The sequence below is a fragment of the Devosia oryziradicis genome (assembly GCF_016698645.1).
Taxonomy (GTDB): Bacteria; Pseudomonadota; Alphaproteobacteria; order Rhizobiales; family Devosiaceae; genus Devosia; species Devosia oryziradicis.
Genome location: NZ_CP068047.1, coordinates 2260580 through 2274007, shown reverse-complemented (window position 1 = coordinate 2274007; position 13428 = coordinate 2260580). Strand labels below are relative to the sequence as shown.

Genomic DNA, 13428 nt, shown 5'->3' with positions numbered 1-13428 from the left:
ACACGACAGGTCAGCGGTTTAGAATCTGCCCTGTCTTCACGTCGATCCGCATACCGTCGAAGGCCGGTGTCACATTGGCGGGCGTCTCAGCTTCGGTGCGCGCGTAATCCAGGTCGATATGCATGTCGCTGAGCACCGCCTGTCGCGGGTTAAAGCGCGCGATCCACGCGAGCGTTTCGGGCAGGCTCAGGTGGCTTGGATGCGGCGTAGGACGCAGGGCATCCAGGATCCAGAGGGCGAGGCCGCTTATGGCTGGAAAGGACTGTTCGGGGAAACCGGAGAGGTCGACCGAATACGCGAAGTCCTGGATTCGGAAGCCGAGCGAGGTGATGTTGCCATGCTCCTGCCCGAAGGCCAGCAGGTCGATGCTGCCGCCGGGCCCATCGACGACAAGGCGCTGCCCGGCGCTGACCTCGTGGCCATTCAGGATCGGGGGGTAGTCGCTACCGGGTGGCGTGGAGAAACAGTAGCCGAAGGCTTCATGCAGCCGGTGGCCGGTTTCGGCCGTATAGTAGACGTCTACCCGCTTGCGGTTATGGAGGGCCAGAACCCGCAGGTCGTCGATGCCGTGGATATGATCGGCATGCGCGTGGGTATAGAGCACGGCGTCGACCCGATCGACCTGGGCATCGAGCAACTGCTCGCGGATATCGGGGCCGGTGTCGATGAGAACACGGGTGGGTTCACCCCACTCTTCTGCCCATCCTTCGATCAGCAAGGCGCAGCGGCGGCGCCGGTTCCGCGGTTCATCGGGGTCGCAGGCGCCCCAGACATTGCCGATCCGCGGCACGCCGCCGGATGATCCGCAGCCGAGGATGGTCGCGATTATCCGCGCGGCCGCTGGCATGACTCAGACCGCGCCCGCTTTGCTGAACAGCCGGTAGAAGTTGGTGGTGGTTTCCCGACCGAGCTGCTCGAGGCTTACCCCGCGCACCTCGGCCAGCTTCTCGGCTGTGTGGCGCACGAAGCTGGGCTCGTTCGAATGACCGCGATGCGGGATCGGCGCCAGATAAGGTGCATCAGTTTCAACGAGATAGCGGTCGGCGGGGACGAACTTGGCGACCTCGCGGATCTCTTCGGCATTCTTGAAGGTGATGATGCCGGAGAATGAAATGTAGCCGCCCAGGTCGAGCGCAGTGCGCGCCAGGCCGACGCCGGCGGTGAAGCAATGGAGCACGAACGGAAAGGCGCCCTGCCCGGCTTCCTCCACCAGGATCGCGGCCATGTCATCATCGCATTGGCGGCTGTGGATAACCAGTGGAAGACCAGTGATCCGCGAGGCGGCGATATGGCGCCGAAGGCCGGTGGCCTGGGCCTCGCGCGGGGCGTTGTCGTAGAAGTAATCCAGCCCCGCTTCCCCGATCGCAATGCAGCGCGGATGGGCACTTAGCCGAACAAGATCATCTACTTGAATATGGAGCTCCTGATCGGCGTGGTGCGGATGTGTCCCCACCGAGCACCAGACGTTCGGGTAACGTTCCGCGATTGCGGCATAGGTGGAAAACTTCTCCACATGTGTGGAAATCGTCACCATTCCGTTGACCCCGGCAGCCGCGGCGCGGGCGAGCACGCCGTCGATATCACTGGCCAAAGCCTCGAAGTCGAGGTGGCAATGGCTGTCGATCAACATGCTATTCGGCCTTGCGTTCGAGACGCGCGAACACGCCTTGGGGCACGGGCAGAGCAAGCATTGGCTTCAGGCGTGCCGGCTCTTTGCTTGCGGAAAGCGTGCGATCCGCCTCCTCGATGCCGAGCTGGTCGAGCAAACGGGCCGCTGAACCCGGTACGAAGGCCAACATGGGGATGGCGAGCCGACGTACGGTGTCCGCCGTAACGTAGAGTACGGTCGCCATGCGCTCCGGGTCGGTTTTTTTCAGGGCCCAGGGCTCCTGCCCGGCGAAGTAGTTGTTGGCCGAGCTCAGGGCCGCGATGATTGCGCCGGTCGCCTCATGGACAAGTTGCTCATCCATTGCCTTCTGCGCCGCGTCGATCGCCTGCCCCACTTCGTCGATCATCGCCTGGTCGGCGTCGGTCAACGGACCGGGCTGCGGCACTTTCGCATCGCAGTTCTTGTTGATCATCGACAGCGAGCGCTGCGCGAGGTTGCCGAGGTTATTGGCGAGATCAGCATTGACGCGCAACACGAGCTTGTCGTGGCTGTAGTCGCCGTCATTGCCGAACGAGACTTCGCGCAGGAAGAAGTAGCGCGCCGCGTCAACGCCGAATTCTTCGACCAGCTCGAACGGGTCGATGACGTTGCCCAGCGATTTGCTCATCTTCTGGCCATTGACCGTGAGAAAGCCATGGGCAAAGACGCGGTGCTGCACCGCGATGCCGGCGCTCATCAGGAAAGCGGGCCAATAGACGGTGTGGAAGCGGATGATGTCCTTGCCGATGACATGGAGGTCAGCCGGCCAGAACTTGCGGAACAGCTCGCTGGCTTCGTCCGGGAAACCGACGCCGGTGATGTAGTTGGTCAGGGCGTCGACCCAGACATACATCACATGGCCCGGCGCGTCGGGTACCGGGATGCCCCAGTCGAAGGTGGTGCGCGAGATGGACAGGTCCTGCAGCCCGCCCTTCACGAACGAGATGATCTCGTTGCGGCGCTCCTTGGGCGCAATGAAGTCGGGATTGGACTCGTAGAGGTCGAGCAGTTTCTGCTGATAGGCCGAGAGGCGGAAGAAGTAGGTGGGCTCTTCCACCCAGGTCACCTCGGCGCCGGAAGGGGCAAACTTCTTGCCATCCTTGTCGGTCAGCTCGTCTTCGTCGAAATAGGCCTCGTCGCGAACCGAGTACCAGCCCTTGTAGGTCGACTGGAAGATGTCGCCATTGTTGCTGGCAGCCATCTTTTTCCAGATTGCCTGGCTCGATTGGTGGTGGCGCTGCTCGGTGGTCCGGATGAAGTCGTCGTTGGATATATTGAGCGCTTCGGCCAGCCGGCGGAACTCGGCGGAGTTGCGGTCGGCCAGTTCACGCGGCGTCACACCCTGCGCGGCCGCCGTCTGCACCATCTTGATGCCATGCTCGTCAGTGCCGGTAAGGAAGTAGACCTCGCGGCCCTCCAGGCGCTTCCACCGGGCGATGGCGTCGGTCGCGATCATCTCATAGGCGTGGCCGATATGCGGCGCGCCATTGGGATACGAGATCGCTGTGGTGACGTAGAACGGCTTGGTGGTCATTGGGGCTCGGTAGAATTGGGGGCGGTCATTGCAGCATGCTTCCTGATCGCGTCGAAAATCGCGACGAGGGTCTGCTTCATGTCCAGATTGATTTCATCGGCCTCGGCGAAGAGGGCGTGAGCCTTGTCCCATAGCTCGTTGGCGGAGGCAAGGCGCATACGGGCTTGTGGCTGCATGGCGGCGCTGCGGGCCTCGTCGGCAATCCAGTCGCCCAACATCTCGCGCGCAAAGCTGAGCTCGGTGCTCTGGGTATCGGCGCCAAGCACATCGGCCAGTTTCATGCTGACGGCGGCGGCATGCTGAGCCGGGTTCGACAGCCAGGCCTGGAGGGCGCCCAAGGCAGAGTCCGGCTCGAGCGCCAGCGTCTCGAAGGCGCGCCGTGGTCTGCCGCCGGCCAAGGCCACGGCACGATCCAGCTCAGTCTGCCCCAAGGCCGGATCATGCTCCAGCAGCACGGCCCGTACGTCGTCGGCAGCGACCGGTCGGAGCGCCAGGTTGTGGCACCGCGACTTGATGGTGGGCAGGAGCTGGCCCGGCCTGTGCGAGATCAGGAGGAAGATCGTGTCCGCAGGCGGTTCTTCCAGCGTCTTGAGCAACGCATTTGCGGCGGACGGATTGCAATCGTCGATGCTGTCGATGATGGCGACGCGGTGCCCCGACCGGCCCCTTGTGTGATGGAGCGAGTCCCGGATATCGCGGACGTCTTCTACGCGGATGACGGTGTAGTAGCCCTTGCCATCCTTGGGCCGACGGCGCAGCAGGAACAGATTCGGATGTGACAGGGCCGCCACCTGCTCCTGCACCCGATGCGCCGGCTCGTCGCCGGTGCTGGTCAGGATGGTTGCAGCAAGCTCAAAGGCGAAGGTAGCCTTGCCGATGCCCTGCGGCCCATGCAGCAGGATGGCGCCGGGCAGCCGTCGATCGGCCAACTGGGCAAGAATGGCAGTCCGCGCATTGTCGTGCCCGCGCGCCCGTTGGCGCTGTTCGGGCGGGGCAATCCCCTCAAGCGCATCCGGGTCGTTCACGCCTGCGAACCGCGCAGCAATTCGGGGAAGCGCTGACAGACCGCCTCCCAGATCGCCGCCTCAAGCGCCTCTTCGGATTGCGCCGCCGAGATCACGACGCAGCGGTCGGGATTGTCTCGTGCAATGGCCAGGAAGCCCTCGCGCAGACGCTTATGCCAGTCGAGCTCTTCCTTTTCAAAGCGATCGCCGGTCAGCGCCAGGCCATCTTCGATGGCTCGCTCGGCCACGCGTTTGAAGGCGGCTTCGGGATCCATGTCCAGAATGATGGTGAGATCGGGCGCGTGGCCATCCAGCGCCAGCGATTCAAGGCCGGCAATCAGCTTGGGATCGACGCCCCCGGTGAGCCCCTGATAGGCACGCGTTGAATCGTGGAAACGGTCCGACAGCACCCAGACACCGTTGCGCAGGTTGGGCGCGATGAGCTGGTTGACGTGATCGAGCCGCGCCGCGGCAAACAACACGGCCTCGGCGCCCGGTCCCCAGCTTTCCGAACGACCCTGCAGGATGAAGGAGCGGATGGCCTCGGCCTTGGGCGTACCGCCCGGCTCGCGGGTGCGCACGGCCGCGATGTCATGCCGCTGCAGGTTCTGCAGCAGACGCTTGACCTGGGTGGATTTGCCGACACCTTCGCCACCTTCGAAGGTGATGAAACGGGCGCGGGTGGCTGTAGAAGTCGGTGCCTGTTGCAACATCAGTTCAGAGCCTAACGTCCTCACCTGCCACCGAGCGTCACCCTCGGGCTTGACCCGAGGGCTATGCACTTACGGAGCAATCGTCAAGTAAAGAGCCCTCGGGTCAAGGCCGAGGGTGACGTCCTGTGGCTCCCAACGCCCTGCCCGGAGCGAATTTGCCTCCGGCCGGTGCTACATCCAACCCAGCGCCAGCTGCTTGAGGGCGTCAGTGGCCTTGCGGACGATATCGCCCTCCTCGACCGTTTCGGCGGCATAGAGCGGCGCGGTCTGGACCAGCTGTTCGTCGCAGAACACCCGCAGCTCCGCGATCTTGTCGCCTTCCATGACGGGCGGCATCAGCGGGCCGGTATAGTTCACCTGCGCATTGAGGCACTTGCGCGATCCACGGGGCAAATAAAGCGCCACTTCGCCCTCGCCCACCAGGCCAACGCTTGGACTGGTGCCACCATAGACACTGGCATAGGCGACGATAGCGCCCTCGGGATAGGCCGACACGCGCTCGAAGGCCCGGGCGCCCCAGGTGATGAGCTTCCGCCCTTCCTCGGCGCGCTGCGCCATCGAGGTCAGGCCATGCAGCACCGCGACCAGCCGGCGACCACCTTCAGCAGTCGAAATCACTGAACCGTAGCCGGCCGCCTCCGTATGGCCGGTCTTGAGTCCGTCAACGCCGATCCCCAGCTCCACCAGCGAGTTGCGGTTGGGCTGCTTGATGCCATTCCACTCCATCTCCGGCTCGGAGAAATAGTGGTAGTAATCCGGAAATTCGCGGATCAGGTAGCGCGCCAGGTCGGCGAGATCGCGGGCGGTAACATACATGTTCGGGTCAGGCAGCCCGGTCGGGTTGGTGAAATGAGAATCGGTCAGACCGATCTCTTCCGCCAATTCATTCATCATGGCGGCAAAGCTGCCCTCCGAGCCTGCTATGCCTTCCGCCAGCACGATCGCAGCATCGTTGCCCGATTGGATGATGACCGAACGAACCAGGTCCTCTACCGGAATCTTGGAATTGAGGTCGGCGAACATGGTCGAGCCGCCCGAGGTCGCGCCACCCGTCCGCCACGCGTGTTCCGACACGAAGAACTGGTCGGTCATCCTGAGGCGGCCGTTGCGGATCTCGTTGAACACCACGGCAACCGTCATGAGCTTGGCCATGCTGGCCGGCTCCATGGGCAGGTCGGCGTCCTTCTGGAAGATCACCGTGCCGGAGTCATGATCCATCAGAATGGCGAACTTGGCCTGCGTGTCAAAATCCGCCTGAGCCAGCGCTGGCGCAGTCATTGCCAGCGCGATCGCAAGACTATGCAGAAACTTCTTCACGTCGCCCCCATTCACCACTTCACCACGACTGCCAGGATCTACCAGTGCCGCAGAAGAATGGCTTGCTGCATGCGCGGAGAGGAGACGGTGGTTCAGTTCAGTTCTAGATCATTGAGCCCAAGTTCGCGAGCCAGGTCGAGAACATCTATGCGTGATACGCCGGCCTTGAGATGGGTCAAGGTCAAGCGCGTCGCAAGCCGACCGTTGACCGTTACCGCTTCCTCCTTCACCGCGCCCAGCACGGCAAAGCGCTCTGCCAGGGCGATGGCATTGTCCTGGTCAGCAAAAATGCCGAGCCCGAGCTCGATATCGCGCGCATCCATATCGACAGACTGAACCCAGGCATCAAGCTCAGTAGCGCGCGTCGCCATGGCGTTGACCGCGGCATGGGCGCTGCCAATGGCTGCATCCTGCTCCTGCGGGGTGGTATCGGCATAGGAGAACAGGCTGCCGAAGAAGTTGCCCGCGATGTCCGCAAGGCTGTTGGTGTTGTCGGCCTGGGCAAACTGCGTGTTGCCGCCGCCGAAATCGGCGGGGCCGGAATAGCTAGCCACCAGCATGCGGGTATCGTCGCCTTCGAGCGGCGCGGGACCTACATATTCAGCCCTGATCTGGGTGTGGCCGCTATTGACATAACCCAGCATGGTGGCGGCGCGGTAGCTGAGGTCCATGATGCGACCGGGCATGTAGGGACCACGATCGTTGACCCGAACGATCACCGAACGGCCGTTGGCCTGGTTGGTCACCCGCACATATGACGGCAGAGGCAGCGTCGGATGCGCCCCGGTAATGGCATTGGCGGAGAAGATTTCGCCATTGGCGGTGCGGCGACCATGGAAGTCGGCGCCATACCAGGAAGCATCGCCGGTGGCGGCGTAATCGGGCTGCTCGGCCGGCGTATAGGTGCGACCGTTGACAGTATAGGGCCGACCAACCTGGTAGCGGCCCCCACCCTTGGGAGGATTGGGATTGGTCGTGACGCGCGGGGACGCGGAGCCATATTCAGAACCAAACGCGGCGCGATTGACGGTGGGGCCAATCCCGCCGCCACACGCTGCGATCATGGGCGCGATGAGCGTCGCGAGGGCGACAAGGCGAACGGCATGGCGCCAAGGGGTCGTCACGGTACGCAATACTCTACACTGACTACACGCGAGCGCGGATCATAGCCCGATCAGGCAGCGCTCGCAGTCAGTTAGCGGTTTTCTGGTTTCGGCCAGGTTAAGGGCAACAGAGTGTTAGCGGTTGGCGTAGCATTTGATGCCAATGCGGGTGTGATCCGGGACAAATGCAACCCGCGGCCCCGCTTGCGAACTTGCGGATATAAAGATATCTTTATGTCATCGGACGAAACGACTTGAACCGAGATGACTGGCATGACCCTTCCCCAGCAGCCGCCCCATATCCCCGACTGGAACGAGGTCCGCGCTTCGCTGACCCAGGCGGCGCGCGAGCGCATCCTGATCCTGGACGGCGCCATGGGCACGATGATCCAGCGGCTCAAGCTGGAGGAAGAGAACTTCCGCGGCGAGCGGTTCAAGGACTGGAAATTGCCGCTCAAGGGCAATAACGACCTGCTGATCCTGACCGAGCCCCAGCGCATCGAGGACATTCACCTCGAATACTACCTGGCTGGCGCCGACATCGTCGAAACCAATACCTTTTCCGCGACCTCGGTGGCGCAGGCCGACTATGCCTGCGAAGAAGCGGTCTACGACCTGAACTACCAAGGGGTCCTCGTCGCCCGCCGGGCTGCCCGACGGGCCGAGGCAATCGACGGCAGGCGCCGCTACGTTGCCGGCGCCCTGGGACCGACCAACAAGACGTCGTCAATGTCCACTGACGTCAACAGCCCCGGACACCGCGCAATCAGCTTCGATGAACTGGTGGCAGCCTATGACGAGGCCCTGCGCGGGCTGATCGACGCCGGCGCCGACCTGTTGCTGTTCGAAACCATCACGGACACGCTCAACACCAAGGCCGGCATTTTCGCGGCGCAGCGGATTTTCGAAGCGCGGGGCATAGATGTCCCGATCATGATATCGGGCACGATCACCGACCTTTCCGGCCGCACGCTGTCGGGCCAGACGCCCACTGCATTCTGGTATTCGGTGCGCCACGCCAATCCCCTGACCATCGGGCTCAACTGCGCGCTTGGTGCCAATGCCATGCGCGCGCATTTGGCCGAGCTGTCCGATGTCGCCGACACCTTCATCTGCGCCTATCCCAATGCCGGCCTGCCCAATGCCTTCGGCCAGTATGACGAGACGCCCGAATTCATGGCCGAGCAGATCGAGGGCTTTGCCGCCTCGGGCTATGTCAACATCGTCGGCGGCTGCTGCGGCTCGACGCCGGACCATATCCGCGCCATTGCCCAGGCGGTGAGCAAGCACAAGCCGCGCGTGGTGCCGGAAGCCGAGAAACTGCTGCGCCTGTCGGGCCTGGAGCCGTTCACGCTGACGCCGGAAATTCCGTTCGTGAATGTGGGCGAGCGCACCAATGTCACCGGCTCCGCCCGCTTCCGCAAGCTGATCACGGCGGGCGACTACACGGCTGCGCTTGACGTGGCGCGCGACCAGGTGGCCAATGGCGCCCAGGTCATCGACATCAACATGGACGAGGGCCTGATCGACAGCAAGCAGGTGATGATCGACTTCCTCAACCTGCTGGCGGCCGAGCCCGACATTGCCAAGGTGCCGCTGATGATCGACTCGTCCAAGTGGGACGTGATCGAGGCCGGACTCAAATGCGTGCAAGGCAAGGCGCTGGTCAATTCCATCTCGATGAAGGAAGGCGAAGAGCAGTTCCTGCATTATGCCCGCCTGGTGCGCGCCTATGGCGCGGCCGTGGTGGTGATGGCGTTCGACGAACAGGGCCAGGCCGATACGCTGGAGCGCAAGGTCGAGATCTGCACGCGGGCCTACAAGCTGCTCACCGAGGAAGTCGGCTTCCCGCCCGAGGATATCGTCTTCGATCCCAACGTGTTCGCGGTGGCGACCGGCATCGAGGAGCACAATGGCTATGGCGTTGCCTTTATCGAGGCGACCAAGGTCATCACCGACACCCTGCCCCATGTGCATATTTCGGGTGGTATTTCGAACCTCAGCTTCTCGTTCCGCGGCAACGAGCCGGTGCGCGAGGCCATGCATGCCGTGTTCCTGTACCACGCCATCCGGAACGGCATGGACATGGGCATCGTCAATGCCGGGCAGTTGGCCGTCTATGAGAGCATCGACCCCGAACTGCGCGATGCCTGCGAGGACGTAATCCTCAACCGTAACCCGGACGCTACCGATCGCCTGCTGGCGCTGGCCGAACGCTATCGCGGTACCGCCGGCAAGGAAGCCGCCGCCAAGGATATGAGCTGGCGCGAGGGGACGGTCGAGGAGCGCATCTCCTATGCCCTGGTCAACGGCATAACCGAATTCATCGACGCCGATACCGAGGAAGCCCGGCAGAAGCTGCCGCGGCCGCTGCATGTCATCGAAGGTCCGCTGATGGCGGGGATGAGCGTGGTGGGCGACCTGTTCGGCTCGGGCAAGATGTTCCTGCCGCAGGTGGTCAAATCCGCCCGCGTGATGAAGCAGGCCGTGGCGCATCTGCTGCCCTACATGGAAGCCGAAAAGCTTGCCAATGGCGGAGCGGAGGGCGAACGCCAGAGCGCTGGCAAGGTGCTTATGGCGACCGTCAAGGGCGACGTGCACGATATCGGCAAGAACATCGTCGGCGTCGTGCTCAGCTGCAACAACTACGAGATCATCGACCTCGGCGTCATGGTGCCGACCGCCAAGATCCTGCAGACGGCCAAGGAGCTTGATGTCGACATCATCGGACTTTCTGGCCTCATCACCCCGTCGCTGGACGAGATGGTGCATGTGGCTGCCGAGATGGAGCGTGAAGGGTTCGACATTCCGCTGCTGATCGGCGGGGCAACGACAAGCCGCGTGCATACGGCGGTCAAGATCCATCCCCGCTACAGTGCCGGACAGGCCGTGCATGTGAATGACGCGAGCCGCGCCGTCGGTGTCGTGGGCAGCCTCCTGTCGAAGGACACCAAGGTCAGCTTCATCGAGGATATCCGCGCCGAATACGCCAAGGCCGCGGCGGCGCATGAGCGGGCGGAGAGCGAGAAGCAAAGGGTGCCGCTGGAGAAAGCGCGTGCCAACGCCTTCAAGCCGGACTGGAGCGCATATACGCCCCCCAAGCCGAGCTTCCTGGGCACGAAGGTATTCGAGGATTTCGATCTCGGGACGCTGGCGCGCTACATCGACTGGACGCCGTTCTTCCAGACCTGGGAGCTCAAGGGCCGTTATCCGGCAATTCTCGAGGATGAGCGCCAAGGCGAGGCAGCACGCCAGCTGTTCGATGACGCCCAGACCATGCTCAAAAAGATCATCGAGGAGAAGTGGTTCAAGCCCCGCGCCGTGGTCGGCTTCTGGCCGGCCAATGCTGAGGGCGACGACATCCGCCTCTACAAGGACGAAGGCCGCAACGAGGAGCTGGCAACGCTGTTCACCCTTCGCCAGCAGTTGGGCAAGCGCGACGGCAAGCCCAATATGGCGCTAGCCGATTTCGTCGCGCCATCTGGTACGCCGGATTATGTGGGTGGCTTCGTAGTCACCGCCGGGATCGAGGAAGTGGCGATCGCCGAACGCTTCGAGCGGGCCAATGACGACTATTCCTCCATCCTGGTCAAGGCTTTGGCCGACCGCTTTGCCGAGGCCTTTGCCGAAGCCATGCACGAAAAGGTGCGCAAGGAACTCTGGGGCTATGGCGCGGACGAGACGTTCACCGCCGAGGAGCTGATTGCCGAAACCTATCGTGGCATTCGCCCCGCGCCTGGGTACCCGGCGCAACCCGACCACACCGAGAAGACCACGCTGTTCCGCTTGCTGGATGCCGAGAAGAATGCCGGCGTGACCCTGACCGAGAGCTACGCCATGTGGCCGGGATCTTCCGTCTCCGGCCTCTATTTCAGCCATCCGGAAGCGTATTATTTCGGTGTGGCCAAGGTGGAGCGCGACCAGGTCGTCGACTATGCCGAGCGCAAGAACATGCCGGTGGCCGAGGTCGAACGCTGGCTTGGGCCAATCCTGAACTACATTCCGGGCCCCGCTATCGTGGCGGCGGAGTAACAATGGCCAAGATCGATCAAATACCCGTCACGATCGTCACCGAGTCCAAGCGCCTTCTTGCGCTCGACGCCGACACGGTTCTCCTCCGCCTGCCGGCCAATTCGGGGCACGGGCACGCGGACGGAGCCAGTTGCGTCGCCTGCGCCATGCGGACCGATGTTCGAGCGCTGCTGTTCGATTTGCTCGAACAAGCCAAGCAGGGGCTGCGACCGGCGTTTCGGCGCGTCGTCGTTGACGCCAGTGCCGTGCCCGACCCGGCGGTGGTCATCGCTGCACTGCAGGGCAAGCTGCCCGCGCAGGCGCTGCGGGACCACACGGTGGCGCGGTTGTTTGTCCTGGCCGGAGCCGCCTAGCCTGAGAACCGCACCAGCGCCGTATCTGCCCTGAGGTACAGCGGGTGCTTGGGCGAACCATCGCCATTGGTGCCAAAGCACCACAGGTCGATACCGTCGGCCCGTAGCGCCTCGACCATCGCCTTGCCAGCCGGAGCCAGGGCCTTGTTGAGCTTGCCATGGCATAGCACAACCAGGTCTGCCCCCGCCGCTGCCTTGCGGATCGCAGGGAGGTTGGCTTCGGAGACCGCGACGACTCCCGGCGCCAGCAGCATCTTGGGATCTGTCGCCCGGTAGTCACCCACATTGGCCTTGATCATCGCCGAGTAGCCTTCGCGCTGGGCGAAGGTCCATTCGCGCGCGCAGGTCGGGTCGTTGGCCGTCGCGTCGGCGGTGCTCGGATTCATGCCGATGAACAGGACATAGCGGTCGGGGAAATGCTCCCCGGTCCAGCGCCGCATCAACTGGCGGTAGCGGGCGTCGGCGCTGAATGTAGCGTCTCCCTTGACGCCCGGCATCAGCGGCAGGCGAACCTTGCCGCCGGGGTCGTGGGTGTCCAAGGTCATGCGGTGAGGTCGCTCGGTGGGACCAGGCCATGGATCAGCGACGCGGTCGTGACCGTATTGGCCAACAGGCACGCAATCGTCATCGGGCCGACGCCGCCCGGGACAGGCGTGATGGCGCCGGCAACTTCGGCAGCTTCCTTGTAGGCCACGTCACCCAGTAGGCGCGTCTTGCCTTCACCGCGTTCCGGCGCGTCGATGCGGTTGATGCCCACGTCGATGACCGTGGCGCCCGGCTTGATCCAGTCACCCCTTATCATTTCCGGTCGACCCACGGCGGCGATGACGATGTCGGCCTGCCGGACCAGGTCAGGCAGGTTGCGCGTCCTCGAATGCGCGATGGTGACGGTGCAGCTCTCGCGCAGCAGCAACTGGGCGATCGGCTTGCCCACCAGGTTGGAGCGACCGACGACGACGGCATGAAGGCCCGACAGGTCGCCCAGCGTATCGCGCAGCAACATCAGGCACCCGAGGGGGGTACAGGAAACGGGGCCCGGCAGGCCGATGGCAAGCTTGCCGACGCTGGCGGGGGTGAAGCAATCGACGTCCTTGGCTGGATCGATGGTGTCGATGATCTTGAGCGGATCGATCTGCTTGGGCACGGGCAGTTGTACCAGGATGCCGTGAATAGCCGGATCGGCATTGAGCTTTCGAACCAGCGCCAACACGTCGGCCTCGCTGGTATCCTCGGGAAGCTCATACTTCTCCGAATGCATGCCCATCTCGACGGTCTGCTTGGCCTTTTGCGCCACATAGACCTGGCTGCCGGGGTCATGACCAACGATGACGACGGCGAGGCCAGGCGTAATGCCGTGCTCGGCTTTGAGGCGGACCACATGGTCGGCAATGCGGCCGCGCAGGCCCGCGGCAAAGCTCTTGCCGTCAATGATTTTGGCTGCCATCGGAGCACCTCGCGAGGAATGGAACTGCATTTGCGCGGCAGCAATAGAAAAAGCCGGCCACGCCGTCCATGGGCCGAGCGACACCTGGCCAAATAAAAGCGACACGCATCAACGAAAAAGGCTGCAACGACATCACTGTCATTGCAGCCTTGTGGAATACTGGCCGACCGCGCTGTTGAGGGCTTGGGGGACAAGCGGCCGACACAACATTCCTCGCTCACCAGCTGCATGGGTCGCTTGCCGTGCCAGTGAACTGCATGAAGAGATGGTGGGTAAATGC

General features: G+C 63.3%; 11 protein-coding genes. 2 read left to right on the top strand and 9 right to left on the bottom strand.

The window, feature by feature from the left end:
* Window positions 1-10 precede the first annotated feature (10 nt).
* From JI749_RS11390 to JI749_RS11360, 7 genes are all read right to left on the bottom strand, one after another.
* On the bottom strand, window positions 11-847 hold the full coding sequence (locus JI749_RS11390; RefSeq protein WP_201653706.1) for an MBL fold metallo-hydrolase: 837 nt from the start codon (window positions 845-847) through the stop codon (window positions 11-13).
* A 3-nt stretch (window positions 848-850) separates the two neighbouring features.
* On the bottom strand, window positions 851-1630 hold the full coding sequence (locus JI749_RS11385) for a TatD family hydrolase (protein ID WP_201653703.1): 780 nt from the start codon (window positions 1628-1630) through the stop codon (window positions 851-853).
* Window position 1631: 1 nt separating this feature from the next.
* Window positions 1632-3182 carry a methionine--tRNA ligase gene (gene metG, locus JI749_RS11380; protein ID WP_201653700.1) on the bottom strand — a complete coding sequence of 517 codons (1551 nt, stop codon included), beginning with the start codon at window positions 3180-3182 and terminating at the stop codon, window positions 1632-1634.
* Window positions 3179-4207, bottom strand: coding sequence for an AAA family ATPase (locus JI749_RS11375; protein ID WP_201653697.1), 1029 nt, complete (start codon window positions 4205-4207; stop codon window positions 3179-3181). Before JI749_RS11375 ends, metG begins: the two co-directional genes overlap by 4 nt.
* Window positions 4204-4899: a dTMP kinase gene (gene tmk, locus JI749_RS11370; protein ID WP_201653694.1), complete on the bottom strand. Its 696-nt coding sequence runs from the start codon at window positions 4897-4899 to the stop codon at window positions 4204-4206. The genes JI749_RS11375 and tmk overlap by 4 nt, the downstream gene beginning before the upstream one ends.
* Window positions 4900-5070: 171 nt before the next feature.
* A complete protein-coding gene (locus tag JI749_RS11365; RefSeq protein WP_233280738.1) occupies window positions 5071-6216 on the bottom strand; it encodes a D-alanyl-D-alanine carboxypeptidase family protein in 1146 nt (381 codons plus the stop codon).
* A gap of 92 nt (window positions 6217-6308) precedes the next feature.
* On the bottom strand, window positions 6309-7340 hold the full coding sequence (locus JI749_RS11360; protein ID WP_233280737.1) for a septal ring lytic transglycosylase RlpA family protein: 1032 nt from the start codon (window positions 7338-7340) through the stop codon (window positions 6309-6311).
* 252 nt (window positions 7341-7592) lie between these two features.
* Between JI749_RS11360 and metH the strand changes: the two genes are divergently transcribed.
* On the top strand, window positions 7593-11351 hold the full coding sequence (gene metH / locus JI749_RS11355) for a methionine synthase (protein ID WP_233280736.1): 3759 nt from the start codon (window positions 7593-7595) through the stop codon (window positions 11349-11351).
* 2 nt (window positions 11352-11353) lie between these two features.
* Complete coding sequence (locus JI749_RS11350) at window positions 11354-11704, top strand: hypothetical protein (RefSeq protein ID WP_201653688.1); 351 nt, start codon at window positions 11354-11356, stop codon at window positions 11702-11704.
* Here JI749_RS11350 and JI749_RS11345 read toward each other — a convergent pair.
* On the bottom strand, window positions 11701-12249 hold the full coding sequence (locus JI749_RS11345; protein ID WP_201653685.1) for a DUF1643 domain-containing protein: 549 nt from the start codon (window positions 12247-12249) through the stop codon (window positions 11701-11703). The two genes, JI749_RS11350 and JI749_RS11345, sit on opposite strands and share 4 nt — an antisense overlap.
* On the bottom strand, window positions 12246-13148 hold the full coding sequence (locus tag JI749_RS11340) for a bifunctional methylenetetrahydrofolate dehydrogenase/methenyltetrahydrofolate cyclohydrolase (RefSeq protein WP_201653682.1): 903 nt from the start codon (window positions 13146-13148) through the stop codon (window positions 12246-12248). The genes JI749_RS11345 and JI749_RS11340 overlap by 4 nt, the downstream gene beginning before the upstream one ends.
* Window positions 13149-13428 lie beyond the last annotated feature (280 nt).